The organism is Thalassolituus sp. UBA2590 (genome assembly GCF_002339775.1).
Taxonomy (GTDB): Bacteria; Pseudomonadota; Gammaproteobacteria; order Pseudomonadales; family Oceanobacteraceae; genus Thalassolituus.
Genome location: NZ_DDKU01000021.1, coordinates 40,647 through 65,164 on the forward strand (window position 1 = coordinate 40,647; position 24,518 = coordinate 65,164).

Sequence of the window (24,518 nt, forward strand, 5' to 3'; positions counted from 1 at the left end):
ATTCCCGAGATTTCGTCGGTCGGTAAGAACGAGCGACAGCTGACGGAAGAGAAGATTCCGTACGAGGTCGGGCAGGCTTTTTTCAAGAACATCGCACGTGCACAGATTACTGGCGAAGGCGTGGGTATGCTCAAGATACTGTTTCATCGTCAGACGCTGGAGCTCTTAGGTATTCATTGCTTTGGTGACCAGGCAGCTGAGATTGTGCACATCGGCCAGGCCATTATGAATCAGAAGGGTGAGGGGAATACTCTTCGTTACTTCGTCAATACGACATTCAACTACCCGACAATGGCAGAAGCTTACCGGGTTGCAGCGCTCAATGGCCTGAACAGGCTCTGATGCGACAAGGCTGGCTCTGCTGTAGCAGAGTCAGCTTACTCTTTCGTACCGGTACTTATTCCTTGTGCTGTTTGTTCCTTGTGGTACTTATTCGTAAGTGTGAACTCTCAAGCTGGGCAGAATCGGAGCCTCGCTAATCAGATTATCTTCTCTACTTTTCCTACTACGCCCCTCGGGCGGCGTTAGAGGAACGTCCTTTATCTTCGGTAGCTCACTATGCGGATTATCGGTAGCAACAAAGATCGGCACGGGACAGTTAAGTGATTTTCGCCCGCTCTGAAATACAACGTTGGCTCTGACTGTCGGTGCAAGTGTCTGGACCTGGGCAAGTTTTGAGCTTGGGGGGAGATTGCCAAGTATTTTTAGCTGAGCTTGTACATGTGCTTTCTCTTCACCTATATCCAGCAAAGCCTGCTCGGCTTCTTTGACTGAAATGCGCTTGATACTCCGGCCATGGGCATACCAGGTAAAACGGCAGCTCACCGGATACTCATCAAGGAGAGGAAGGGTTCTTGTGCATTGTTTCAGGTGAATGCGGCGAAGTCCGCTTGCGTTGCCAATGAGATTCCGAAACGACGAGCCGCGCGCATCAAGCGCACTGAGGGCACTCTTCAGGCTCGTTTCAGAGGTGCCCCGGAGTGTTCTCGATACCCGTGCAAAAGCCTCTTTGCAGTCATTTACCTCTTTGATCAGTAACTGGGTTTCCGGGCTTGCGAGAATAAGCCCGTGACGGCTGCGCGTTGTTCTTCCGTCCTGCTCATGAGACATATACCAGAGATCGGCGAGATGGTCGTTTGCCCAATGGATTGGGTCTGGATTTATCGCCTGCTCGGTATCACTCAGAGGGTAGAAGTGGTGTGGACGTTCTGTATTGAGGTGCCCGGTTAAATCAGAGAGGCGCGCTTTGAGGTCGTCAAAGCACGACTTCAGTTCAGTGATCACGTGCAGTTATCTTTGCCTTGATAAAATCGGAATGAGAAATATACAAAAGATCGGCAATCCTGCGAATCATGTGCTCCTCGTATTTATCCAGATCGTTGTCGGCGTAGGCGATTCTCCATAGCGAGACCAGAAGCTCCATCTTTTGCTCGACTTCCCACTGATCGTGAATCGCAGATGTGAAACGCTGTAAATCATTTGAAACGTCGACCGTATCAAAAGCCTCTGTAAGTAACGCTTCGACGTCCCGTTCGGGAATCAGGCTCTTAAGGGCGGCTCGCATCGCGTCTTTTTCTGTGTCGTCCACATCATGATCAGCACGAATGATTTCTGTCATAAGAACCGCGGCAGCGATAGCCGAGTCCTGAGGCTCGGGCACATACTGCTCACCGGTGAGTTTTTCGAAAAACTTGCGAATCATAGAAGTTCTGTCAGTTGTTGCTCAAGTAATTGCTGGTCTGCAGCAAAGCGACGAATACCGTCAGCTAATTTTTCAGTAGCCATGGCGTCTTCATTCATGGCCCAACGGAATGTTGCCTCGTCGACCTTGATTTCCTCGTCTGCACTGCTCAGCTGTGGCTCAAGACGGCGAACCAAGGGCGTCGCGTCAGATGCCAGCTCTGCTAACAGGTCAGGACTGATTGTTAGCTTGTCACAGCCTGCCAGGGCTTCAATTTCGCCGGTATTACGGAAGCTGGCCCCCATAACGACGGTCTTATGCCCGTAGGTTTTGTAATAGCGGTAGATTCTGGCGACCGACTGAACACCAGGATCGTTGTCACCGGAAAAATCAGCATCGGGGAGCTTAGATTTGTGCCAGTCGAGGATGCGGCCAACAAAGGGTGAAATCAGCGTTGCGCCCGCTTCAGCACAAGCAATTGCCTGGTGAAAATTAAACAGCAGTGTGAGGTTGCAGGTAATGCCTTCCGCTTCAAGCTTACGGGCTGCCTGAATGCCTTCCCATGTAGAGGCTATTTTAATCAGAACGCGTTCGCGCGGAACGCCTTCGGCCTCGTACATAGAAATAAGTTTCTTTGCCTTGGCAATGGTTGCTTCTGTATCGAAGGAGAGGCGAGCGTCAACCTCAGTCGAGATCAGGCCGGGAATAATACCCAGAATTTCTTTTCCGATCGCAACGGCCAGATAGTCGCAGGCGTTGGCAATCATGGAATCATTGTTGTTTGCAGATGACGCCCATTGCGCTGCTTTTTCGAGGAGTGGGCGGTACGCAGGTATCGCTGCAGCTTTCAGAATGAGCGACGGATTTGTGGTGGCGTCTTCCGGCTTGTGAGTTTTTATTGCCTCGATGTCACCTGTGTCGGCGACCACTACGGTCATTCCTCGTAGCGCTTCCAGTTTGCTCATTTCTATATTCCAGGCTGGTAATGTAAGTGTGTCTGACTTATCTTAGAGTGTAGGAACTCAAGGTTAAGGTCAATTGACAACAACGTTGAGAAAAGTAAAAGACGATACAAAACAGATAATTGGAGTTGATTATGAAAGTAATTGCTGCACTCGTATTGATGTTTGCTTCGGCACTTGTTTTCGCTGCCGAACCGGTATGGCTGGATGTCAGAAGCGAAGGGGAGTTCAACTCAGGTCACCTGGATGCGGCGACCAATGTTCCTCATGGCGAGATTACCGATAGAATCGCTTCTCTTGTCGAAGATAAGGACACACCTATCTATCTTTACTGTCGTTCGGGTAATCGCGCCGGTATTGCTCAGAGGGCGCTGGAGGCTGAAGGGTACACCAACATCACGAATGTTGGCGGCCTGAGTGATGCCAGGGAGAAGTATGCAGCGATGACTGAGTGATTCAGTCAATCAGCTGCAGTGCCTCCTCTAAAACCTGAATGCCGGACTCACGAAGGTGGGCTCGCTCGCTCAGGTAGCGACGAAATAACCTTGCGCCTCGTTGACCATTAAAGAGCCCCAGAATGTGTCGACTGACGTAATGGAGCGGGGCTCCTTTCGCTAAAAGAGTCTCGATGTAAGGATAGAGTGCACGCACAGCATCCTTCGCCGACTCTGTATTGGCGGGCTTGCCAAAGTAAAGCTCGTCTGCATCGATCAACACTGACGGATTCTGGTAAGCCTCACGCCCCAACATAACTCCATCGACGTGCGGCATGATTTCGGCGATCTGCTTGTGAGTCTTAATCCCACCGTTGATGATGATCTCAAGATCTGGAAATTCCTGTTTCAGCCGGTATACATCATCGTAGCGCAGAGGAGGTACTTCCCGGTTTTCTTTTGGAGAAAGCCCCTGAAGGATGGCTTTTCGTGCATGCACGATAAAAGTTTTGCATCCGGTTTCAGCAACGGTGGCGACAAAATCACGCATGTGCTCGTAGCTATCCTGATCATCAATACCGATCCGGTGCTTAATGGTCACATCAATACTGGTACTGTCCTGCATAGCCTTAATACAGTCAGCGACCAGCTGCGGATGAGCCATCAGACATGCGCCTATCATGTTGTTCTGAACGCGATCGCTCGGGCAACCCACGTTAAGGTTGACCTCATCGTAGCCCCATTCCTCAGCGTACCTGGAACAGGTGGCGAGCTCTGAAGGATTGCTGCCGCCTAGCTGGAGCGCGATCGGGTGTTCAATATCGTTGTATTCGAGAAAACGGTCACGATTGCCATGGATCAGCGCGCCAGTCGTCACCATCTCTGTGTAGAGCAGTGTGTCTTTGGTCAGCTGCCGCCAGAAGTAACGGCAATGTTTATCAGACCAGTCCATCATCGGAGCTGTACTGAAACGGCGATTAATGCTCATCAGGAATGGTCCGATTCAGTCAGGAGGTCGCGACATATTTCTGAGTAACGACGACGGCTGAAAAGCAGCTGCCAACGGCGCCCTCCGACTTGGCGCCACAGAATTGCAGCACGAATACCAGATAAGAGAATGGCTCGAACCTTGTCGGCTGTACCCGCATTCTGCAGGTACGTTGGGTTGCCTGTTACTCGAATCCGGAAACTCAGCTGACTGAGTGTCTGTTTGTACAGATCAGCGAGTGCCGCAATAGTATTAGGATGCGCATTCGAAAAATGCTCAGCCTGACGGGACGCCTGCTGAATGCCTTGCCCGAGGGCGTCCAGCATCCCAGGAGCCTTGCTTAGTTTTCTCTCAAGGTGGAGCAGGCTCAATGCATAGCGGGTGACATCAGGGCTGACCTGGCCAGCATCGCGGTCGCTGACCGTCAGTAATGTCTCCAACCCCCGCCCAAGGCTTTCGGCAGGGTCGCCATAAATGCTATCGAAGTTGTCGGGATTCTGAACAAAAAGACTATCGATCATAGGCTGCGTGGCTTCGCTGGGGACGTCGCCGGTGCGGGCGAGTTCCTCTACGAGTGACGCAGCCTGAAATACGGCAGCAAGGGCGATTGCTTGTTGTTTTTGTTGTGTCGTCATCAGTTGTTTCCCGTTGCCTCAATTATGCCTCCGCCCAGACACAGATCCTCAAGATAAAACACGACCGACTGACCGGGAGTGACTGCACGCTGTGGTTTATCGAACGTTACCCGAAATCCTGTGCCACTTGCTTCAATGACACAGTCCTGATCGTCCTGGCGATATCTTACTTTTGCCTTGCAGCGCAAAGGCGTATCCGGAGCGGCATTCACCCAGAACACCTCAGTAGTAGTAAGCCAGTCGGTAAACAGCAAAGGGTGGTTTTTTCCTTGCACGGCAATCAGTACGTTCCGCTCAAGGTCCTTGCCAGCAACAAACCAGGGAGCGTCCGGGTGATTCTTCAGGCCACCAATACCAAGCCCCTGACGCTGGCCAAGAGTGTGATACATCAAGCCGCTGTGCTGGCCAATGTCTTCACCTTCAGGTGTCTCTATGCGACCAGGCTGCGCAGGAAGGTATTGCTTCAGGAAGTCTTTAAAACGACGTTCGCCAATGAAGCAAATGCCAGTCGAGTCTTTCTTGGTGGCCGTTACCAGGTTGTTCTCTTCGGCTATTCTGCGAACTTCAGGCTTTTCCAGCTCACCAACAGGGAAGAGTGTCATAGCGATCTCTTTTCCGCCGACGGCATGCAGGAAGTAGCTCTGGTCCTTGTTGCCATCGAGCCCCTTCAATAAGACCGTATCGTCGCCACGCTGCCCCCGACGCACATAATGTCCGGTCGCAATAAGGTCAGCGCCCAGTACTTTTGCGTACTCAAGAAAGGCTTTGAATTTGATCTCGCGATTGCACAGGATATCCGGATTCGGCGTGCGGCCTGCCTTGTATTCATGGAGGAAGTGTTCGAATACGTTATCCCAGTACTCTGCAGCAAAGTTAGCTTGATGAAGCTTTATACCAAGCGTGTCGCAGACCTGTTGGGCGTCTGCAAGATCTTCTTTTGCCGTGCAGTATTCCGTCCCATCATCTTCGTCCCAGTTCTTCATGAACAGGCCTTCCACCTGGTAGCCTTGTTCAATCAGCAGGTAGGCAGATACGGAAGAATCAACACCGCCAGACATGCCGACGATGACTTTGGTATTGGAGATGTCTGTCATTCAGGGATGCTCAACAATCAGGTCTAACGGATAATGTTTACGCGAGAGGTAGTCTTCAGCGCAGGTCAGTACCATGGGGCTACGCAGATTGGTGGCGCCCCTCAGTTCTTCAATAGACATCCATGATGGGCCGATAATTCCTTCATCCAGCTCTGCGCCTGGTACTTCCCGGATAGCTTCAGCAATAAGACAATACCGATGGTAAGTAACACCGTTAGCGGGCGCTGTGTAGGTGTAAAACCCGAGCAGGGCTGTAGGTTTCACTTCCCACCCGGTTTCTTCAAGGGTCTCACGCACGGCTGCATCAATAACAGCTTCATCTTTCTCGATGTGTCCGGCTGGCTGATTGATGACGCGCGCTCCATTGCTCATTTCCTCCACCATGAGAAAGTCGTCCCCGCGGGTGACGATAGTGGCTACGGTAGCGTGCGGTGTCCAGCGTTCGGCAGTCATGAGGCCTCCGGTAAAATCAAGCTGCGAAGTTTACCTGAAATGCTCGCATGAGGCATCTTTGGCGGCTGCTCGAATGGCTACCGCGCTGGAGGTTCAGCGTTTGCGTTGAGTGCTGTTGCGTCGAGTCGGCTTGCTGCTATGTTTCGTTGGCTTCCGGCGAGATCCGGAGTTCTTTGGCATGTGAACCTCGACGGACGTGAACTCTCCGGGCTTGCCTATGTCACTGAGTGACCAGGGGCCGACAGATGCCCGGATCAAACGAAGAGTGGGGTGGCCAATATGGGCTGTCATGCGTCTGACCTGCCGGTTACGCCCCTCTGAAATTTCGATTTGTAGCCAGGTGGTGACGTCGTTTTCCCTGTAGCGAATCGGAGGGTTTCGCTCCCAAACGTTGGGTGGCTCAATAATGGCAACTTTGGCAGGGCGGGTTGGGCCGTCCTTGAGGGTGACCCCACTCCGAAGCGCATCAATTTCGCTATCATCAGGACGTCCTTCAACCTGCACCCAATAGGTTTTTGTCATCTTATGCTGAGGGTCAGCTATCCTTGCCTGTAGAGGTCCGGAGTCGGTAAGCAGAACCAGGCCTTCGGAGTCATAGTCGAGCCGCCCGGCTGGATATACCCCGGGTGTGGTTACGAAGTCGGCCAGAGTGGGTCGTCCTTCTTTGTCAGTGAACTGGCAAAGAACGTTGAATGGTTTGTTAAGAAGTATCAGGCGAGCCATGGTTTTGTAAGAAAATTACTTATTCTTTTGTCTAGCTTGCATTTTTTGTAGAAAAACTACAAATTAGCGGCACTTAAGAAGCTACTCAGCATCGGTTTAGATGCAATCTGGCATCACCAGCTTGCAGCCATACCGGATCGGAGTCCTTCACTTACCACAAGTTAGTGAAGCCGGTTCATGCGACACAGCAATAGCGTAACGCAACAGGAGACACAATGTCCGCGAACGAATCCAGGATTATTTATACTGAAACCGATGAGGCGCCAGCATTGGCAACTCACTCACTTCTGCCGATTATTCAGGCGTTTTCCCGCTCTGCCGGCGTCGATGTTGAGACACGTGATATTTCTCTGGCGGGCCGTATTCTGGCCAACTTCCCGGAATTCCTCCAAAAAGAACAACGTATTCCTGATGCGCTTGCAGAGCTGGGCACCCTTGCAGGGCAGCCAGAAGCCAATATTATCAAGCTGCCGAATATCAGTGCATCTCTGCCACAGCTACGCGAAGCAATTAAAGAGCTGCGCAGTATGGGCTTTGATGTTCCGCTTTATCCGTCCAATCCGGCAACGGACGAAGACCGTGACGTACAAGCTCGTTACGACCGTATTAAAGGCAGTGCCGTAAACCCGGTTCTGCGTGAGGGTAACTCTGACCGTCGCGCACCTGCGTCAGTAAAAGAGTATGCACGCAGCTATCCTCATTCAATGGGGGAGTGGTCGTCTGATTCCCTGAGCTCTGTAGCGCATATGGAAGAAGGTGACTTCTACGGTAGCGAAAAATCGCTCACACTGTCGAATGCTGACGTTGTTGATATTGAGTTCGTTGATGCTGAAGGCAACGTAACGCCACTCAAAGAAGGTCTGAAGCTGCTTGATGGTGAAGTTATTGATGCATCTGTCATGCGTGCTGCCTCTCTTCGGGCTTTCCTCGACAAGACAATCCAGGAAGCAAAAGAGAAGGGCGTATTGTTCTCAGTTCACCTGAAAGCAACCATGATGAAGGTTTCTGACCCGATTATCTTTGGTCACGTGGTGTCTGTTTTCTTTGCACCAGTCTTTGAAAAGTATTCAGAAACCTTCGAGCGTCTGGGCGTTGATGTTAATAACGGTCTCGGCGACGTCTATGCGAAGATAGCGAAGCTGCCCGATGATGAGCGTGAAGCTATCGAAGCTGATATCGCAGCCTGTTATGAGAAGCGCCCGCATCTGGCGATGGTCAACTCGGACAAGGGCATCACCAACCTTCATGTACCAAATGACGTAATCGTAGATGCGTCTATGCCTGCGATGATCCGCTCATCTGGCAAGATGTGGGGTTCGGATGGTGATCTGCATGACACAATTGCAGTCATTCCGGATCGTTGTTACGCCGGTGTTTATCAGGAAACCATCGACTTCTGTAAAGAGCACGGTGCTTTCGACCCGCGCACCATGGGCACAGTACCTAACGTTGGTCTGATGGCGCAGAAAGCAGAAGAGTACGGCTCGCATAACAAAACTTTTGAGATTCCAGCTGACGGCAAAGTGCGCGTTATTACCGAATCCGGCGAGCAGTTAATTGAGCACGAGGTTGCCAAGGGCGACATCTGGCGCATGTGCCAGGCTAAGGATGCTCCTATTCGTGACTGGGTAAACCTTGCTGTTAACCGCGCTCGTGCGACTTCCACTCCAGCCGTATTCTGGCTTGACGAAAATCGCTCCCATGACGCTGAGCTGATTAAAAAGGTCGAGGCGTATCTTTCGGAAGCAGATACTGACGGTCTGGAAATCAGCATCATGGCGCCGGAAGCAGCTACTCGATTCACGCTTGCTCGCATGAAAGACGGCAAAGACACGATATCAGTCACTGGTAATGTGCTTCGTGACTACCTGACTGATCTGTTTCCAATTCTTGAATTGGGCACCAGCGCTAAGATGCTCTCAATTGTCCCCCTGATGAACGGCGGTGGTCTGTTTGAAACAGGCGCTGGCGGCTCTGCACCAAAGCATGTTCAGCAGCTACTTGAAGAAAACTTCCTGCGCTGGGACTCTCTGGGCGAGTTTATGGCGCTTTCAGCGTCGCTGGAGCACCTCGCAGAGAAAACCGGCAATGCTAAAGCAGCAGTGCTTGGCAAAACATTGGATATCGCGACAGGGCGAATTCTGCAGGAACAGAAATCTCCAGGGCGCGAGCTGGGTAATCTGGACAACCGTGGCAGTCATTTCTACCTCGCGAAGTTCTGGGCGGAGGCTCTGGTTGCTCAGGCTGATGACGCCGAGCTGTCTGAGCACTTTAAGCCGCTGGCAAACGCTCTCAATGACAATGAATCCCAGATCCTGGAAGAATTGAAATCTGTTCAGGGCTCATCGGTAGATATCGGTGGGTACTACTGGCCAAACCCAGAGAAGGCGACTGAAGTCATGCGTCCGAGCAAGACCCTTAATACTCTGATTGATCAGCAGTAATACTGGGTTAAAAGAAAAAACCGCCTTCCGGCGGTTTTTTTATGCGCGTCTGAAAAAGATTGTGCCTCAGGCAGGCTCTGCTTGTTCAGCCTTTGCTGCTGGTGCCGAAGCCTCTGCACCATCAAGGGCACGGATGTTGATCGCGTGCAGTCCTTTATCGCTGGGTTTGATGTCGAATTGGACAGATTGGCCTGCTTTCAGTGTGCGGTATCCGTCCATATCAATGACTGAGTAATGGGCAAACAGATCTTCATTGGTTTCGTCACTTAGGATAAAACCGTAACCTTTGGCGTTATTGAACCACTTTACAGTCCCTGTTTTCATCGCAAATCTCCTTATAACTACAGATATAGGTGCGTTTTTCGTGGATAGGGCTTGTATACCCTAGTCGTGTAAAACCTACGCCGCCCATTGTGGCCCGTCAAGACACTGATTGACCTAATTAATCACATATTCGACTAAGGTGGTATGCCTGAGTGGTCGGGTTGGCCTGACAGCGTTATCATGTGACTAATTTGGCAAACACAGAATCCCATCGACGCGTCATGTATAAATATCAACTAAGCTTAAGTGGTCAGGATCCTCATCACGAGGAAGACGGAAATATTGCGGTTCAGGAGTCCCTGCCGGAGCTGAAGCGCCCGTCGATGTACAGCGTGGTGATGATGAATGATGACTACACGCCAATGGAATTTGTTGTAGAGGTTTTACAACAGTTTTTCAGCAAAACACCGGAGCAGGCAACAGAGATTATGCTCGCGGTCCACATGAAAGGCAGTGCCGTGTGTGGCGTCTATACTAAAGACATTGCTGAAACTAAAGCAGAAATTGTGAATCAATACTCCAAGGACTGCCAACATCCGTTGATGTGTGAGATAGCCCCGGCAGACGACTGAAACCAGGAGGCTTTATGCTGAATAGAGAACTCGAGCAAACCCTGAATGAAGCATTCAAGGAGGCTCGTTCTAAGCGTCACGAATTTATGACAGTCGAACATCTGCTGTTGGCGCTGCTAGACAATGATGCGGCTTCGACCGTACTTCAGGCTTGCGGAGCCGATATTGTCAAACTCCGCAAAGATCTGGATGACTTCGTCGATTCCACAACTCCCCTTATCCCGGAATCTAATGGCGAGCAGGAAACTCAACCAACGTTGGGTTTTCAGCGCGTCCTGCAGCGGGCCGTATTCCACGTTCAGTCATCGGGCAAAACTGAAGTCTCCGGTGCGAATGTCCTTGTCGCCATATTCAGTGAGCAGGAAAGCCAGGCTGTTTATTTCCTGAAGCAGCAGAATATTGCTCGTATTGATGTGGTTAATTACATCTCTCACGGCATTTCGAAAGTCAGCGGTCCGGAAGAGGGCGCTGATCAGGCGGCAGACAATCTCGATGAAGAAGCGGAAGCAGGGTCCAAGTCTGCTCTTGAAGGGTATGCGACTAACCTCAATCGCCTGGCGCGCGAGGGTAAAATCGACCCATTGATCGGACGCGAGTTCGAAGTTAATCGTCTTGTGCAGATTCTGGCGCGTCGACGTAAGAACAATCCGCTTCTTGTCGGTGACTCTGGCGTCGGTAAAACGGCCATTATTGAAGGCCTGGCTAAGCGCATTGTCGACGAAGAAGTACCCGATGTGATCAGCGATGCTGTTGTCTATAGTCTCGATATGGGCGCACTTCTGGCTGGCACTAAATACCGGGGTGACTTCGAAAAACGTTTCAAAGCATTGCTGGCAGAGTTGAAGCGTCAACCTCACGGCATACTGTTTATCGATGAAATTCACACCATTATCGGTGCTGGTGCCGCCTCTGGTGGTGTTATGGATGCAAGCAATCTGCTGAAGCCGCTTCTGAGTTCAGGTGAGGTGCGCTGCGTAGGCTCAACCACATTTACGGAATTCCGTGGGATTTTCGAGAAAGACAGTGCTCTGACCCGTCGTTTCCAGAAGATCGATGTGGCAGAGCCGTCTGTTGAGGATACTTATAAAATCCTCAAGGGTCTCAAATCTCGCTTTGAAGAGCACCACAAGGTCAAGTACACGGACAAAGCCCTTAAAGCCGCTGCAGAGTTGGCCGATCGCTACATCAATGACCGCAACATGCCCGACAAGGCAATTGATGTGATTGATGAAGTAGGTGCTTTACAGCAGATGGTCCCACCAAGCAAACGTAAGAAAACCATTAATGTGGGTGAAGTAGAAGAGGTGGTGGCAGCGATAGCACGCATTCCACCGAAGTCTGTATCAGCGTCTGACAAAGAACTGCTCTTTGGTCTCGAAGATAAGCTCGAGATGGTGGTGTTTGGTCAGAATGAAGCGATTCAGACACTCTCAACAGCCATTAAAATGTCTCGTGCTGGGTTGAACAGTCCGCAAAAGCCGATCGGCTCATTCCTCTTTGCCGGCCCAACCGGTGTTGGTAAAACAGAGGTTACGAAGCAGCTTGCGTCTGTCATGGGCATGGAGCTTGTCCGCTTCGATATGTCTGAGTACATGGAGCGCCACACGGTCTCTCGCCTGATTGGTGCGCCTCCGGGTTATGTGGGTTATGACCAGGGCGGCTTACTGACAGAAGCGGTGAATAAAACGCCTCATTGCGTGCTACTTCTGGATGAAATCGAGAAGGCTCACCCTGAGGTGTTCAATATTCTGCTTCAGGTTATGGACCACGGTACGCTGACGGATAACAACGGTCGCAAGACGGATTTCCGTAACGTGATTTTGGTTATGACGACCAATGCCGGTGCTGCTCAGATGAGTCGTGCGAGTATTGGTTTCACGCAGCAGGATCATACAACGGATGGTGCCGAGGAGCTTAAGAAGCTGTTCACACCTGAGTTCCGCAACCGTCTCGACAGTGTTATTCAGTTCGCGCCTCTTACGCCGGATACCACGCTACATGTCGTCGATAAGTTCCTGGCTGAACTTCAGGGTCAGTTAGACGACAAGGGTGTGCTGCTGAACGTTGATGATGAGGCCCGTAGCTGGCTTGCTGAGCACGGCTATGACGAGAAGATGGGTGCACGCCCAATGGCTCGTCTGGTTCAGGATAAGATCAAGAAACCGCTGGCTGAGAAGATCCTGTTTGGTGATCTTTCTAAGGGTGGCGAGATTGAGATTACCGTCGTCGACGGCGAGCTTTCGTTGGAATTACCTGAGGCAATGCCGGCCTGATGGCCGGCAGATTGCCGAAGGCGAGGATCAGCGAGCGCGGTAAGTGATGCGTCCCTTACTAAGATCGTAAGGTGTCAGTTCCACTTTAACTTTGTCGCCAGTAAGAATACGGATGTAATTCTTACGCATTTTGCCGGAAATATGAGCGGTCACTACGTGACCGTTTTCCAGTTTAACCCGGAACATTGTATTAGGAAGCGTGTCGATGACTTCGCCTTCCATTTCAATGTGATCGTCTTTTGCCATTCGTCACCTGTCTGAAACTTGTTCAATGCGCGCGCATTCTGCCCTAAAACACTCGCTATGGCAAAGCTTAGGCGGGATTTAGGCGTATCCAGTCGTTATCACTCAGAACTTCAAGAGGAGTGAAGCGGGCTTTGTAGCTCATTTTCCGACAGTTCTCGACGTAATAGCCGAGGTAGTTGTAGGGAAGTCCGACGCTTCGGGCTAACAGCGTCAGACGAATAATCATAGATGTGCCCACTGATTCGCTTTCGCGGTCCGGCTCGTAGAAGCAATACACAGCCGAGAGCCCATCATTGAATCTGTCGAAAACCAGAACACCAATTACCCCCTCGCCATCCTCGGCCACGAGAAACTGTGTGTTGCCGAGGCTTTCGCCAATAAACTCATCGTAGGTCTGTCGGGAGGGGGGATACATGTCGCCATCCTGATGCCTCGCATTGATATATCTGCAGTAGAGATCGAAGAACTCAGGACTATCCGACAGAGGGCGCACCGACACCCGCCAGTGGCGAGTGCGATTAAGTACGCGCTTCATGTTTCTGCTCGGGGCAAACTGTGCAGTTGGGATTCTGATGGACTGGCATTCGCGGCACGATGGGCAGGAGGGCCGGTAAATGAGCTTTCCGCTGCGCCGGAAGCCCAGTCGACTCAGTGCGCTCATGGTATCCAAGTCCGGTACTATCCTGGGGTCGACGTACTGACTCTGCGCTTGTCTGTCTTCAAGGTATGGACAGTCGTGTGTCTCGGCAGGTGTAAATAAGGGGATTGATCTCATTTCAGAACGCCGGGAAGTGGTGAAGGCGCAGGCTTGTTTACTCCCGCGTGAAGTCGGCTCTCAAATTCAGGGCGATCCAGCTCAATAATACCGAATCGCTCCAGATGTGAGGTTCTCATCTGGCAATCAATCATCTCAAAACCAAGTTCAAACAGGAGTGGGGCGGCGGTAGCAAAGGCCACCTTTGATGCTCCGCTGTGTTTGGTGAACATACTTTCGCCAAAGAGAATGCGGCCTATGGATAGCCCATAGAAACCACCACACAAGGCTCCGGACTTATCCCAGCACTCTATTGATATCGCCCGACCTGCGTTATGGAGTCTGGGGTAGTTATCAATAATCTCATCGTCTATCCAGGTACCTTCGCTGTCGGCCCGGGGAGCCATACAGCCCTTTATTACTCCTTTGAAATCAAGGTTCGCTGTGACGCGAAGATCGGTATTGCGAACCTCGCGGGCAATCCTTTTAGGAATTCTGAAGGTTTCCGGAAGAATGACTGCCCGAGGCATAGGAGTCCACCAGAGTCGTGCCTCATCAGGGTCATTCCATGGAAAGATTCCTTTCCGGTAGGCGCAATCCAGCCAGGTGGGGCTCAGATGGCCGCCAGCGGCAAGAAGTCCTTCGGGCTCTTCGAGTGCTCTACTTGTATCTGGGAATTCCGGCGAGCGGAACTCATCTAACCAATCAATCATAGTTATGAACAGGCTCGTTTAGCCGTGTTAGACTGTGGACGTTTGACCATTAGCAGGACGATATTTTGTCATCGCAGCACTCTGAAATCGACAATAAACAGAAAAATATGTCGGACGACGGCTGGCGTAAGCGCCACGACATAGGGTTTCTTCTGCTTACGCTTGGCTGTGTATTGCTGTTTCTGGCTCTCTTTTCCTATGATCCGGAAGATGTTGCATGGTCAGTCGTCGGCAGCGGCACGGCAGATAACTCCATCGGGCGCGTCGGAGCCTACCTGGCCGACTTTCTGCTCCACGGCCTGGGATATCTCGCATTCGCTTTTCCTGCTCTGATCATGGCTAAGACCTGGTTGTTGTTCCGCAAGGCGCCAGCCGTAGAAGGGCGGGTCTGGGTGCTCAGGGCCAGCGGCCTGTTACTCATTCTTATCTCACTTGCCGCTCTGGCAGATGTCAGTATCTGGCGCGGTGAGCTCCTGCCAGCTGGTGCCGGCGGCATCATAGGCGAGGGCGCTATAGCGCTGATGGTGCCGCTGTTCGGCTTTATCGGGTCCGTCTCAATTCTGATTGTCGCACTGGCACTCGGCCTTGTGTTGTTTCTTGAGTTCTCCTGGCTGATGTTTTTCGAGCGGGTCGGTGGTGCTGCTCTTTCTTTTGTTGGGCGCATTTCCGGAAACAAGAAGGCTGACTCTCAAAGCGTGGAGAAAGCCGGTACTACTGCCCACGACCAAGAAACGACCGGTGACAGCATCCTTCACAACGCATTAGCCTTTATCGCCAGGAAACGTGCGACTGGCACCCAAGAGCCTGACTCTGCCAATAAGCCTCAAATCACCGCCTCGAACTCAGGTTCACCTAAGAATAGCCGGTTCGATCCGCCATCAGTCGGTGCGGCATCCGATGCAGACAAGGACCCGCTCGACAGCTTCGCAGGTTTTAGTGCATTGGATGACCAAGGTGACGATTCGCTCGTAAGTGATCTGCCCTGGGATGTCTCTAAGTCTGAACCTGGCCCTGAAGCCGAGCCCAAACCCGCACCTGCCGCCCAGGCAAGAAACGAAGAGGCAAGAAACGAAGATGCCATCCCGGTACAGGCTGTGGCCGCTCGCGAAGTGCCCAGGACGGTACCCAATACTGACATCATCGAAAACACTGCTGCCGATGTTAAATCTTTGAAAATTGAGCCGCTCGAAAAGCGTGAGTCGCGCCCAAGCGACCGGGCTAAGCGAGATCTGCAGGGCAAATTATTCAAAGGTAACGACCCGTTGCCTTCAATTGCTTTGCTGGACCCGCCTAAAAGTGATGGCAAGGCCGGCTTCTCGGAGGAACGCCTGCACGATTTATCCGAGCTTCTGGTGCAGAAACTTGCCGACTTCGGTGTGAAAATTGAAGTGACTGCTGTGGCACCGGGCCCGGTTATTACGCGATTTGAGATCCAGCCGGCACCGGGTGTGAAGGCCAGTAAGATATCGAACCTGGCGAAGGATCTCGCGCGCTCGATGGCCATGGTTGCGGTACGTGTTGTAGAGGTCATACCGGGCAAATCGGTCATGGGGATTGAAGTCCCTAACGAAAATCGCGCCATGGTTACACTGGGTGAGGTTTTGTCGTCTGAAGATTACGACAAGTCGAAATCACCGCTTACGCTCGCGCTGGGGCATGATATTGCAGGTAACCCTGTGATTACTGACCTTGCCAAAATGCCCCACCTCCTTGTTGCGGGTACGACAGGGTCGGGTAAGTCGGTAGGTGTGAATGCGATGCTGCTTTCACTGCTATTCAAGTCTACGCCCGAAGAGCTAAGGTTGATTCTGGTCGATCCGAAGATGCTGGAATTATCCGTCTACGAGGGGATTCCTCACCTGCTGACACCTGTTATTACTGATATGAAAGAGGCTGCAAGTGGCCTTCGTTGGTCGGTCGCTGAAATGGAGCGGCGCTATCAATTAATGGCTGCAATGGGTGTTCGTAATATTGCCGGTTATAACAAGAAGGTTAAGGACGCCATTGAGGCGGGTACGCCACTGGCTGATCCGCTATGGCAGATTGATCAATCATTCGATACGACTCCGCCCACGCTTGAACCCTTGCCGTACATTGTGATTGTCGTGGACGAATTTGCCGACATGATGATGATGGTTGGTAAAAAAGTAGAAGAACTCATCGCTCGAATCGCCCAGAAAGCTCGTGCGGCAGGCATTCATATGATTCTGGCGACTCAGCGCCCCTCTGTGGACGTTATTACCGGTTTGATCAAAGCAAACGTACCGACGCGGATTGCATTCCAGGTGTCATCAAAAATCGACTCGCGGACCATTCTTGATCAGGGCGGAGCTGAGCAGCTGCTGGGGCATGGCGACATGCTGTTTATGCCTCCAGGTAACGCTTTGCCTGAAAGGGTTCATGGAGCCTTCGTTGACGATGACGAAGTGCATCGCGTCGTTGCAGAATGGAAGCAACGTGGGGAGCCTGACTACATCGAAGAAATCACACAAGTGGGTGAGGATGGTTCGGTGCCGGGGATGGGCGGCGATGACGCCGACGGTGAAAAAGACGATCTGTACGATCAGGCGGTTGCCTTTGTGACCGAATCCGGTAAATGCTCGATCTCATCAGTGCAGCGTAAATTACGTATTGGCTACAACCGGGCCGCAAGGCTAGTCGAGACCATGGAGGCAGCGGGTGTCGTTTCACCACCAGCTCATAACGGTAGCCGTGAAGTTATTGCCCCGCCTCCTGCTTAACTCAAATAAAAGTAGAGTTTTTTATGATTTCAAAGCTGACCGCATTAGCAGGCGGGATTATTTTTTCTGTAGTGTCATTGGGTATCCACGCCGGTGAAGCGCTGGAGGAATTTACCTCAAGGCTGACATCCCTCAACTCGATGGAAACCGAGTTCTCGCAGGTGACCATGGATCAGAATGGGGAAGTACTGCAGAGCTTATCAGGGACGCTCTCTGTTCAGCGACCAGGGAAAATGCGCTGGCAAACAAATCCACCGTATGAGCAGCTGGTTGTCTCCGATGGCGAATCTGTCTGGGTCTACGATATGGACCTGGAGCAAGTGACCATTCGCAACCTTGAATCAAAGCTTCAGGAAACCCCCGCGCTGCTTCTGAGTGGTGATGTCAGCAATATCTCTGACAGCTACACAGCAACGAGAGAAGAGGCTGGTAATGCCGTGCGTTACAGATTGAAGCCTCTGGATGCCAGCCAGTTGTTTGAAGCGCTTGAGTTCGACTACGTAAATGATGAAGTTGAATTTATGCGTATATTCGACGCTGCCGGGCAAATCACCGAAATTCGTTTTACTGCTCAGCAAATAAATCCTGAACTTGATCCTGCTGCATTCACCTTTGTTGCGCCTGATGATGTTGACGTAATCGACGGGCGCCATGGCAGCTGATTTATTTTCGCAGGGTAAACCATACGAGCCGTTGGCTTCGCGCCTCAGGCCTGGCTCGCTCGACGATTACATCGGGCAGGAACATGTCGTCGGTGAAGGCGCGCCTCTGCGGAATGCTTTGAACGCAGGACAGATTCACTCTCTTATCCTGTGGGGGCCTCCAGGTGTAGGCAAAACCACGCTAGCTCGTCTTATCGCCAGCTACGTCGATGCTCAGTTTCTGTCATTGAGTGCGGTCATGGCTGGGGTCAAAGAGATCCGGGCGGCGGTTGAGCAGGCGCGACAGGCAGCGGGGAGTGGTCGCAAATCACTGCTTTTTATCGACGAGGTTCATCGTTTCAATAAGTCTCAACAAGACGCCTTCCTGCCATACGTTGAGGACGGAACCTTTATCTTTGTCGGGGCAACGACAGAAAATCCGTCGTTTGAGTTGAACAATGCACTTCTCTCGCGAGCGCAGGTATATATCCTTAAGTCTCTTACGGACGATGACCTTGTAAAGGTCATTCAGCGTGGACTTGAGTCGGAAGGAGTTGAGCAGAAAGATCAATCTCCGCTTTCTGTTCTTGCAGCTGCCGCGGGTGGCGATGCCCGCCGTGCCCTGAATCTGTTAGAGCAAGCGCTACAGCTGAATGGCGGATCTTCTCTCTGTGACGATGATGTTCGGGCGGTATTAGTTAGCAGTCTGCGCAGGTTCGACAAAGGTGGTGATGCCTTTTATGAACAGATATCCGCCTTACACAAATCGGTCCGGGGTTCTGACCCGGATGCCTCCCTCTATTGGTTCAGTCGTATGCTCGACGGGGGTTGCGATCCGCTCTACATAGCAAGGCGTCTCGTGCGTATGGCCAGTGAAGATATTGGCAATGCCGATCCCCGCGCACTCTCTGTCTGTACTGCCGCATGGGAGGCTCAGGAGCGCCTGGGCAGCCCTGAGGGAGAGCTCAATCTGGCCCAAGCCGTTGTTTACTTAGCATGCGCCCCAAAGAGCAACGCAGTTTACACAGCGTACAAAGCGGCGAGGAAACTGGTGCAGTCAACACCGGGCTATGAGGTACCATTACACCTCAGAAACGCTCCCACTCAGATGATGTCTGACATGAGTTACGGTGCCGAGTACCGCTATGCTCATGACGAGCCTGAAGCATTTGCCGCGGGTGAAAACTATTTCCCTGAAGCCCTGGCGGATGAGCGTTTTTACTCACCGGTAGCTCGCGGCCTTGAGCAGAAGATTGGTGCCAAACTGGATCACCTTCGTGAACTCAATCGCCTGAGCGATAAGAAACGATATACAGACGGCGGTAGTTGACTTTGGCGTATTTATGGATCGCTCTGGGAGGGGCGCTGGGCGCGGTCGCAAGATTCAGCATGGCGACGGCGGTATTTAAGTGGCTTGACCGGCCTTTCCCCTATGGCACGCTTTCAGTGAACCTGTTAGGCTCCTTCGCCATTGGCGTCGCCTATGTCTGGCTCGTCGAAAATGGGTTTGGTGGCGATCATCACCGTCAATTGGCGATGGTGGGTTTTTTAGGTGCATTTACTACCTTTTCTACCTTCTCATTAGAAAGTATTTCTCTACTGCAGCAGGCGCGATATGAAGCGTTTCTGGCCTACATAGGTGTCAGTCTGCTGGGGTGTCTTGCTGCTACGGCCGCAGGAATGTGGCTCTCAAAATCTCTGGTTTAAGAAGAACAATGCTCGATATTAAGTACATTCGCGACAACATAGATGATGTTAAAGATGCCCTCGCCAAGAAGGGCTTTTCATTTGATGATGTGGAATTCGGTCGACTTGACGATGCACGTAAAAAAGCACTGACTGAAGCTCAGTCGCTGCAGGCAGAAAAGAAGAAAGCATCCAAACAGATTGGCCAGCTGATCGGACAGGGCATGTCGCCAGAAGAGGCGAAGGCTCAGGTAATGAGTGGTCTGGATGCCGATATTACGCGCGCAGAGCAAGCTGCTAAGCAGGTTGAGTCTGATCTTCGTGAAATGCTGATGGCGATTCCGAATGTGCCCCTGGCGGAAGTGCCTGCGGGCAGCGATGAGGACGACAATGTTGAAGTCCTGAAATGGGGTGAGCCGCGCGAGTTTTCATTTGAGCCGAAAGATCACGTAGATGTAGGCGAGCCGCACGGCCTTAATTTCGATGCCGGTGCTGTGGTTGCAGGCTCTCGTTTTGCCGTCATGAGCGGTCCTATCGCCAGAATGCACAGGGCACTGACCCAGTTCATGCTTGATACGCACACACTCGAGCATGGTTACGAAGAAACTTACGTGCCGTACCTGGTTAACCGTCAGGCGCTCGAGGGCACAGGTCAGCTGCCTAAGTTTGAAGAAGATCTCTTTAAAATTCCGCAGGCTCAGGGTGATAAAGATCTGTATATGATTCCTACCGCTGAGGTTCCTGTAACCAACCTGCTGCGTGACACAGTCAATGATGTCGAGCTGCCGGTGAAAAAAGTTGCCCATACCCCATGCTTCCGTAGTGAAGCGGGTAGTTATGGTCGTGACACCCGAGGCATGATTCGCCAACATCAGTTCGACAAAGTCGAGCTGGTTCAGTTTGTTAAGGCGGAAGATTCAGAGAAGACTCTTGAAGAATTGACCGGTCATGCTGAAGCTATCCTTCAGAAACTGAATCTCCCATACCGCAAGGTGATTCTGTGTGGTGGTGACCTGGGCTTTTCCGCAGCCAAAACCTACGATCTTGAAGTCTGGCTCCCCGGTCAGCAGAAGTACCGTGAAATCTCCAGCTGCAGTACCTTTGGCGATTATCAGGCTCGTCGGATGCAGGCGCGCTGGCGTAATCCTCAGACAGGCAAACCCGAACTACTTCACACACTGAACGGCTCGGGCCTGGCCGTCGGCCGGACACTGGTCGCTATTCTTGAAAACTATCAGGAAGAAGATGGCTCGGTTTCTGTACCTGAGGCGCTTCGTCCCTACATGGGTGGTACTGAGCGGATCAGTACTATGAAGGTTGGCGCTGATCGGAAAGGTGCGTGAGCAAAAGTCATCTACCCCTCGTAATTAATGCATCGCGAGCCCGCTTTTATATCATCGGCGGGGGAGCGGTTGCTGCGAGAAAAGTGAAAACTCTGATCGATACCGGTGCGGTGATTTACGTCATTGCGCCCAATATCGATAATGCGATCCTTGATCTGGCTGGTGATAGACTGACTTGCCACGAGCGTGTCGCCGGAGAAGAAGATTACCGAGCGGGCGACTATGTTGTTCTGGCGACGGATGACAAGGCGACAAACGAACATCAGGCTCGTCTCGCCAGAAGCTCTGGCGCGTGGGTTTGTCGTACTGATGAGCCTGAAGACAACGATTTTTCCTTTCCCGCGGTTGTCGATCGTTCACCGCTGAAGGTTGCGATCTCCACCGGTGGGGCAACCCCTGCACTGACGCGGCTCGTCAGAGACCGCATCGAAGCATTTATCCCCACGGATTATTCACGACTTGGTCAGTGGCTGGAGACGCTGAGACTGAGGTTGCGCAGCGAGGGCACATCTAAGGAGCGGGGAGTTTTCTGGAGAAGATTGATGCAGTCTCAGGCCCCCGATCAGGTGCTGGCAAGACAAGAAGCATCAGCCGACAAGATAGTCGAGGGATTACTTTCCGGTGAGAATATCTCGGCTGGAGAGGCATTTCTTGTAGGCGCGGGCCCCGGTGATCCTGACTTGTTGACCTTTCGGGCTCTGCGTTTGATTCAGATGTCAGACGTTGTCTTCTACGATCGTTTGGTCAGTCCAGCCATACTCAGCCTATTACCCGATGATTGCGAGAGGCATTACGTTGGTAAGGCGAGAAGCGACCATGCTGTCCCTCAGGATCAAATCAATCAGCGGTTGGTTGATGAAGCTCTGAAAGGTCGAAGAGTGCTGCGGCTCAAGGGGGGAGATCCCTTTATTTTTGGTCGTGGCGGTGAGGAAATTCAACAGTTAGCAGAGGCAGGTATTCCATTTCAGGTTGTGCCCGGAATTACCGCTGCAAGCGGCTGCTCATCGTATGCTGGCATCCCGCTTACTCATCGGGATCATGCACAAAGCGTACGTTTCGTAACAGGGCATTTGAAGGACGGCACCTGTAATCTGCCATGGGATGAACTGATTCATCCACAGCAGACACTTGTAATCTATATGGGATTGGTTGGTTTGCCGGAGATCTGCAGTCAGCTGATCGCGCACGGCATGCCTGCAGAAACACCGATTGCGTTGATCGAGAAGGGCACCTTACCGGACCAGCAAGTGCACACGGGTACGCTCGCTTCCATGCCTGAATACGTCGCTGGCCGGAAGATTCAAGCCCCTACGCTCACGATTGTGGGGAGCGTTGTCAGCCTTCACTCTACGCTTAACTGGCGCTCAGGCTAGTAAGCTTTTATCCCGCTCTGCCCAGGCTTTGCTGCATTGCGATAAAGCGGATACGTAGTCTGTTGACTTGAGCATGGCACACAGGGCCAGGGCGGCTGTACGTAGCACGGCATCGTGACCATATTGCGAGTGGTCCCGGCCTTGCCAGAGTTTGATGAGATGTTCGGTGTTCGGGCTTGCGGCTTTATCATCATAGTGGGATGAATCATTGGCAATCCGAAACTGGGCTTCTTCACCCTCAACAACCACTGTCACCTGACAGGGACGCTCAGGATTTACCTCAAATTCGCCACCTTCACCCTTGATGATGGCTGCCGTATCCTGATTAATACTTGCCGCCATAGAGTGAGTCGTCCGGTAATCCGGGTGGAATATGCCCTGCACAGAAGGCACGCCTGCCGGAGCGATTGTTTTAAGCACCGTATTGATCGGTGAACGCACCCCCAGGACTGACTTAAGACTAAGCCACTGTTGTAGCGTTGGGTGCACCTCAGAGCAGGGCAGGTAGACTAATGGAGCGGTAATCGTACCCAGGGAATCTCTGGTTGCGGTAGGTAAGCCAAGCTCCTGAAAAACTTCATGGGCATAAACCCGACCCAGAGTGTGAGCCAAAGTGCCGTGTACAAGGATACGATGCCCCATCTGACCAAGCAGTAGCGCAGATAGCACCCACCACATCGGCTGGCGCCGCTTGCCTGCATAACTCGACCAGACCAGGTCAAAATGTCCAGCTGGCTCGGGCCAGTACTCATTAACTGCAGACGCAAACCCGGCTATTTCATCAGGGGTTTCTTCAAGTACCCGCAGCAGCATAAATATTGCACCGAGCTGAACATCTTCATAACGTCCGGCGAGCATCTCACTCATCGTAAATCGCGCTTCTTCGAACGTCATATTTCGGCTGGCGTTCTTTCCTCTGGCAAGGATGCGCACGTAATCGGCCAGGGCGTGTTGTGTCACAGGCAGTTCTCCGGTCTTGGAAGGCCAGCTATTCTTGCGGCTTTTTTCGCCGGGCTTTCAGGAAATAATGTCATCAGGTAAATACTCCCTGCTTTGTCAGCACCGAGTGTCTGCTTAATATAGCGGGAGAGGGGCCTCATCGCTGGCGCGAGGTCAAACTCGGCGTAGAAGGCGCGAATGGCATTGATGATTTCCCAATGAGCGTCTGTAAGGATGATACCTTCATCTTGCGCAAGCACTGCAGCAACATCCGCATCCCAGTCGTTAAGTTCAACCAGAAAACCGTCTTTATCCAGTGCCAGGTCATTGAGTGTCGCCATCTCAGAACCAACTTATTACTTGCTGGCTCTCTGCCGTCAGGGTTACCCACTCGGGATCGCTGATCAGACGAGCATTAGTTTCATTGATTCCGCGGACCTGAGCGTCCTCTGTCAGCATAAAAAGATCAGCGTCTGAGCTGATCTGCTTTGCTCTCTCGATCTGGTAGCAGCCGTCTCCTGCGAGCAGGACTGCATCCCCCGGCAATAGTGCGGCTTTGACCTGGCTCAGTGTGTCAGGCGAATCTGAAAATAGGGTGTGAACAATCATGATCAGAAAGATACCACATGATGGGCATCTCTGGCCCAGTTTGCCGCTTGCTGCTGCGAAATAGTCTGGCAGGTATCGAAAGTTTTCGGGCTTTCGTCTGAGGTTGCCGGTCCGCCAGCTACAGCAATGTCATCAATACCGTACATCGAGAGTGCCGAAAGTAGCTTAGCCGGGGACTTTCCTCCGGGTTTGCGCGAAGCCTGGCCCGCGTTAAGCCAATCAATGCCGCGACCTGAGAAAAGAATTTTCACTTCGATATCAAAAGCCGCCATAGCCAGTGCATACTCCAGCGCCTCGCAGTCAGGCGTCGGTGGACGAGTGATGTTAATCAGAATGGAAGAGCTCATCAGAATTGCACCATTTTCTCACTGTCATGAACAACCTCGGCCATTTCCCCAAGCCCGGTGAGCGTGAATGAGGGGTGTATCGATGATACGCCAAGGTTGTAGCGTTCAGCTTCCCGCTCATCAACAATCCCTCTGCGTACGCTGTTAGCAATGCAGGCGTGTAAAGGGATAGAGATTTCTTCTGCAAGCTCCGCCCAGCTTTGCGCAATCGATTTCTGCCCCTGCGGTGGGGTCTGAAGGCGATTTGCAGCGAGTACAGCATCGCCGTAGAAAAATATCCTCTTGATCGAATGATCACTTTCCAGAGTCGCACGTATAAACCGCATGGCCAATTGATGCTGGCTTCCCTGAAAGGGCGAGCTGGATATGAGTATGGTGTAGTTCACTGAAGCCCCCAAGATTTACCACCCATGATAGCCCTGTGGTTGGGTACTGTCAGCTCTAAAGGTAAGGCGGTAACGAATTGATTTTAAAAAAGAAGTTGACGTGGAAAATGAGAGAGGTAATATAAGCGCCGTTCGGAGGGATGGCTGAGCGGTTGAA

Annotated in this window: 26 protein-coding genes and 3 pseudogenes; 12 read left to right on the forward strand and 17 right to left on the reverse strand. The window is 52.0% G+C overall.

Features of this window, described 5'->3' with window-relative positions:
• Positions 1-342 (forward strand): annotated as a pseudogene (locus tag B2067_RS01870) (NAD(P)(+) transhydrogenase); the annotation flags it as partial.
• A gap of 87 nt (positions 343-429) precedes the next feature.
• Here the strand turns inward: B2067_RS01870 and B2067_RS01875 are convergent.
• The 3 genes from B2067_RS01875 to tal are packed head-to-tail and all read right to left on the reverse strand — an operon-like array spanning position 430 to position 2,646.
• Positions 430-1,284 (reverse strand): DNA replication terminus site-binding protein, encoded by an 855-nt coding sequence (locus tag B2067_RS01875; protein ID WP_301378776.1) that lies wholly within the window; start codon positions 1,282-1,284, stop codon positions 430-432.
• Complete coding sequence (locus B2067_RS01880) at positions 1,274-1,702, reverse strand: TerB family tellurite resistance protein (protein ID WP_301378774.1); 429 nt, start codon at positions 1,700-1,702, stop codon at positions 1,274-1,276. Before B2067_RS01880 ends, B2067_RS01875 begins: the two co-directional genes overlap by 11 nt.
• A complete protein-coding gene (gene tal, locus B2067_RS01885) occupies positions 1,699-2,646 on the reverse strand; it encodes a transaldolase (RefSeq protein ID WP_301378772.1) in 948 nt (315 codons plus the stop codon). Before tal ends, B2067_RS01880 begins: the two co-directional genes overlap by 4 nt.
• 131 nt (positions 2,647-2,777) lie before the next feature.
• Between tal and B2067_RS01890 the strand changes: the two genes are divergently transcribed.
• Entirely contained in the window at positions 2,778-3,098 is a 321-nt protein-coding gene (locus B2067_RS01890) for a rhodanese-like domain-containing protein (protein ID WP_301387276.1), read from the forward strand.
• Between the two features lies 1 nt (position 3,099).
• On the opposite strand, the gene dusA is transcribed toward B2067_RS01890, so the two are convergent.
• The 5 genes from dusA to B2067_RS01915 form a co-directional block, all read right to left on the reverse strand.
• A complete protein-coding gene (dusA, locus tag B2067_RS01895) occupies positions 3,100-4,065 on the reverse strand; it encodes a tRNA dihydrouridine(20/20a) synthase DusA (RefSeq protein ID WP_301387277.1) in 966 nt (321 codons plus the stop codon).
• Positions 4,065-4,700: a high frequency lysogenization protein HflD gene (gene hflD / locus B2067_RS01900; protein WP_297533524.1), complete on the reverse strand. Its 636-nt coding sequence runs from the start codon at positions 4,698-4,700 to the stop codon at positions 4,065-4,067. Before hflD ends, dusA begins: the two co-directional genes overlap by 1 nt.
• Positions 4,700-5,794: a tRNA 2-thiouridine(34) synthase MnmA gene (gene mnmA, locus B2067_RS01905; RefSeq protein ID WP_297533525.1), complete on the reverse strand. Its 1,095-nt coding sequence runs from the start codon at positions 5,792-5,794 to the stop codon at positions 4,700-4,702. Before mnmA ends, hflD begins: the two co-directional genes overlap by 1 nt.
• Positions 5,795-6,247: an NUDIX hydrolase gene (locus B2067_RS01910; protein ID WP_297533526.1), complete on the reverse strand. Its 453-nt coding sequence runs from the start codon at positions 6,245-6,247 to the stop codon at positions 5,795-5,797.
• 93 nt (positions 6,248-6,340) lie between these two features.
• Positions 6,341-6,970, reverse strand: a complete 630-nt coding sequence (locus tag B2067_RS01915; RefSeq protein WP_297533527.1) for a pseudouridine synthase — start codon at positions 6,968-6,970, stop codon at positions 6,341-6,343.
• A 215-nt stretch (positions 6,971-7,185) separates the two neighbouring features.
• Here B2067_RS01915 and B2067_RS01920 point away from each other — a divergent pair, with 215 nt between their 5' ends.
• Positions 7,186-9,414, forward strand: coding sequence for an NADP-dependent isocitrate dehydrogenase (locus B2067_RS01920; RefSeq protein ID WP_297533528.1), 2,229 nt, complete (start codon positions 7,186-7,188; stop codon positions 9,412-9,414).
• Positions 9,415-9,480: 66 nt separating this feature from the next.
• On the opposite strand, the gene cspD is transcribed toward B2067_RS01920, so the two are convergent.
• Positions 9,481-9,738 (reverse strand): cold shock domain-containing protein CspD, encoded by a 258-nt coding sequence (gene cspD, locus B2067_RS01925; protein WP_297533529.1) that lies wholly within the window; start codon positions 9,736-9,738, stop codon positions 9,481-9,483.
• Positions 9,739-9,959: 221 nt separating this feature from the next.
• Between cspD and clpS the strand changes: the two genes are divergently transcribed.
• Positions 9,960-10,310 (forward strand): ATP-dependent Clp protease adapter ClpS, encoded by a 351-nt coding sequence (gene clpS, locus B2067_RS01930; protein ID WP_297533607.1) that lies wholly within the window; start codon positions 9,960-9,962, stop codon positions 10,308-10,310.
• 14 nt (positions 10,311-10,324) lie between these two features.
• Positions 10,325-12,583: an ATP-dependent Clp protease ATP-binding subunit ClpA gene (gene clpA / locus B2067_RS01935; protein ID WP_301387278.1), complete on the forward strand. Its 2,259-nt coding sequence runs from the start codon at positions 10,325-10,327 to the stop codon at positions 12,581-12,583.
• 27 nt (positions 12,584-12,610) lie between these two features.
• On the opposite strand, the gene infA is transcribed toward clpA, so the two are convergent.
• From infA to aat, 3 genes are all read right to left on the reverse strand, one after another.
• Positions 12,611-12,829, reverse strand: a complete 219-nt coding sequence (gene infA / locus B2067_RS01940) for a translation initiation factor IF-1 (protein ID WP_028292799.1) — start codon at positions 12,827-12,829, stop codon at positions 12,611-12,613.
• 67 nt (positions 12,830-12,896) lie between these two features.
• Positions 12,897-13,604 (reverse strand): arginyltransferase, encoded by a 708-nt coding sequence (locus B2067_RS01945; RefSeq protein WP_297533531.1) that lies wholly within the window; start codon positions 13,602-13,604, stop codon positions 12,897-12,899.
• Positions 13,601-14,296 carry a leucyl/phenylalanyl-tRNA--protein transferase gene (gene aat / locus B2067_RS01950; protein ID WP_301387279.1) on the reverse strand — a complete coding sequence of 232 codons (696 nt, stop codon included), beginning with the start codon at positions 14,294-14,296 and terminating at the stop codon, positions 13,601-13,603. Before aat ends, B2067_RS01945 begins: the two co-directional genes overlap by 4 nt.
• Positions 14,297-14,403: 107 nt before the next feature.
• Between aat and B2067_RS16045 the strand changes: the two are divergent.
• From B2067_RS16045 to cysG, 7 genes and pseudogenes are all read left to right on the forward strand, one after another.
• Positions 14,404-14,871 (forward strand): annotated as a pseudogene (locus B2067_RS16045) (DNA translocase FtsK 4TM domain-containing protein); the annotation flags it as partial.
• Positions 14,872-15,558: 687 nt separating this feature from the next.
• A pseudogene (locus tag B2067_RS16050) lies at positions 15,559-17,037 on the forward strand (DNA translocase FtsK); the annotation flags it as partial.
• Positions 17,038-17,060: 23 nt separating this feature from the next.
• Entirely contained in the window at positions 17,061-17,699 is a 639-nt protein-coding gene (lolA, locus tag B2067_RS01965; RefSeq protein ID WP_301387280.1) for an outer membrane lipoprotein chaperone LolA, read from the forward strand.
• On the forward strand, positions 17,689-19,008 hold the full coding sequence (locus B2067_RS01970) for a replication-associated recombination protein A (protein ID WP_301387281.1): 1,320 nt from the start codon (positions 17,689-17,691) through the stop codon (positions 19,006-19,008). Before lolA ends, B2067_RS01970 begins: the two co-directional genes overlap by 11 nt.
• Before the next feature lie 2 nt (positions 19,009-19,010).
• The gene (gene crcB / locus B2067_RS01975; protein ID WP_301387282.1) at positions 19,011-19,385 is read left to right on the forward strand and encodes a fluoride efflux transporter CrcB; all 375 of its coding nucleotides are present in this window, start codon (positions 19,011-19,013) and stop codon (positions 19,383-19,385) included.
• An 8-nt stretch (positions 19,386-19,393) separates the two neighbouring features.
• Complete coding sequence (gene serS, locus B2067_RS01980; RefSeq protein ID WP_301387283.1) at positions 19,394-20,707, forward strand: serine--tRNA ligase; 1,314 nt, start codon at positions 19,394-19,396, stop codon at positions 20,705-20,707.
• On the forward strand, positions 20,704-22,080 hold the full coding sequence (gene cysG / locus B2067_RS01985; protein ID WP_301387284.1) for a siroheme synthase CysG: 1,377 nt from the start codon (positions 20,704-20,706) through the stop codon (positions 22,078-22,080). Before serS ends, cysG begins: the two co-directional genes overlap by 4 nt.
• Here the strand turns inward: cysG and B2067_RS01990 are convergent.
• Genes B2067_RS01990 through tusD form a run of 5 tightly spaced genes read right to left on the reverse strand, consistent with a single transcriptional unit; the run spans position 22,072 to position 24,361 of the window.
• Positions 22,072-23,040, reverse strand: a complete 969-nt coding sequence (locus B2067_RS01990; protein WP_301387285.1) for a glycosyl transferase family protein — start codon at positions 23,038-23,040, stop codon at positions 22,072-22,074. The two genes, cysG and B2067_RS01990, sit on opposite strands and share 9 nt — an antisense overlap.
• Entirely contained in the window at positions 23,037-23,360 is a 324-nt protein-coding gene (locus B2067_RS01995; RefSeq protein WP_301387286.1) for a TusE/DsrC/DsvC family sulfur relay protein, read from the reverse strand. The genes B2067_RS01990 and B2067_RS01995 overlap by 4 nt, the downstream gene beginning before the upstream one ends.
• 1 nt (position 23,361) lies before the next feature.
• Positions 23,362-23,628, reverse strand: a complete 267-nt coding sequence (locus B2067_RS02000) for a DsrH/TusB family sulfur metabolism protein (protein ID WP_301387287.1) — start codon at positions 23,626-23,628, stop codon at positions 23,362-23,364.
• A gap of 2 nt (positions 23,629-23,630) precedes the next feature.
• Positions 23,631-23,975 carry a DsrE family protein gene (locus B2067_RS02005; protein WP_301387288.1) on the reverse strand — a complete coding sequence of 115 codons (345 nt, stop codon included), beginning with the start codon at positions 23,973-23,975 and terminating at the stop codon, positions 23,631-23,633.
• Complete coding sequence (gene tusD / locus B2067_RS02010) at positions 23,975-24,361, reverse strand: sulfurtransferase complex subunit TusD (RefSeq protein WP_068439949.1); 387 nt, start codon at positions 24,359-24,361, stop codon at positions 23,975-23,977. Before tusD ends, B2067_RS02005 begins: the two co-directional genes overlap by 1 nt.
• Positions 24,362-24,518 lie beyond the last annotated feature (157 nt).

Excerpts from the sequence above, each read along its gene's own strand:
- B2067_RS01880 (WP_301378774.1), bottom strand. The coding sequence starts at position 1,702 with ATGATTCGCAAGTTTTTCGAAAAACTCACCGGTGAGCAGTATGTGCCC.
- tal (WP_301378772.1), bottom strand. The coding sequence starts at position 2,646 with ATGAGCAAACTGGAAGCGCTACGAGGAATGACCGTAGTGGTCGCCGAC.
- B2067_RS01890 (WP_301387276.1), top strand. The coding sequence starts at position 2,778 with ATGAAAGTAATTGCTGCACTCGTATTGATGTTTGCTTCGGCACTTGTT.
- dusA (WP_301387277.1), bottom strand. The coding sequence starts at position 4,065 with ATGAGCATTAATCGCCGTTTCAGTACAGCTCCGATGATGGACTGGTCT.
- hflD (WP_297533524.1), bottom strand. The coding sequence starts at position 4,700 with ATGACGACACAACAAAAACAACAAGCAATCGCCCTTGCTGCCGTATTT.
- mnmA (WP_297533525.1), bottom strand. The coding sequence starts at position 5,794 with ATGACAGACATCTCCAATACCAAAGTCATCGTCGGCATGTCTGGCGGT.
- B2067_RS01910 (WP_297533526.1), bottom strand. The coding sequence starts at position 6,247 with ATGACTGCCGAACGCTGGACACCGCACGCTACCGTAGCCACTATCGTC.
- B2067_RS01915 (WP_297533527.1), bottom strand. The coding sequence starts at position 6,970 with ATGGCTCGCCTGATACTTCTTAACAAACCATTCAACGTTCTTTGCCAG.
- B2067_RS01920 (WP_297533528.1), top strand. The coding sequence starts at position 7,186 with ATGTCCGCGAACGAATCCAGGATTATTTATACTGAAACCGATGAGGCG.
- cspD (WP_297533529.1), bottom strand. The coding sequence starts at position 9,738 with ATGAAAACAGGGACTGTAAAGTGGTTCAATAACGCCAAAGGTTACGGT.
- clpS (WP_297533607.1), top strand. The coding sequence starts at position 9,960 with ATGTATAAATATCAACTAAGCTTAAGTGGTCAGGATCCTCATCACGAG.
- clpA (WP_301387278.1), top strand. The coding sequence starts at position 10,325 with ATGCTGAATAGAGAACTCGAGCAAACCCTGAATGAAGCATTCAAGGAG.
- infA (WP_028292799.1), bottom strand. The coding sequence starts at position 12,829 with ATGGCAAAAGACGATCACATTGAAATGGAAGGCGAAGTCATCGACACG.
- B2067_RS01945 (WP_297533531.1), bottom strand. The coding sequence starts at position 13,604 with ATGAGATCAATCCCCTTATTTACACCTGCCGAGACACACGACTGTCCA.
- aat (WP_301387279.1), bottom strand. The coding sequence starts at position 14,296 with ATGATTGATTGGTTAGATGAGTTCCGCTCGCCGGAATTCCCAGATACA.
- lolA (WP_301387280.1), top strand. The coding sequence starts at position 17,061 with ATGATTTCAAAGCTGACCGCATTAGCAGGCGGGATTATTTTTTCTGTA.
- B2067_RS01970 (WP_301387281.1), top strand. The coding sequence starts at position 17,689 with ATGGCAGCTGATTTATTTTCGCAGGGTAAACCATACGAGCCGTTGGCT.
- serS (WP_301387283.1), top strand. The coding sequence starts at position 19,394 with ATGCTCGATATTAAGTACATTCGCGACAACATAGATGATGTTAAAGAT.
- B2067_RS01995 (WP_301387286.1), bottom strand. The coding sequence starts at position 23,360 with ATGGCGACACTCAATGACCTGGCACTGGATAAAGACGGTTTTCTGGTT.
- B2067_RS02000 (WP_301387287.1), bottom strand. The coding sequence starts at position 23,628 with ATGATTGTTCACACCCTATTTTCAGATTCGCCTGACACACTGAGCCAG.
- B2067_RS02005 (WP_301387288.1), bottom strand. The coding sequence starts at position 23,975 with ATGAGCTCTTCCATTCTGATTAACATCACTCGTCCACCGACGCCTGAC.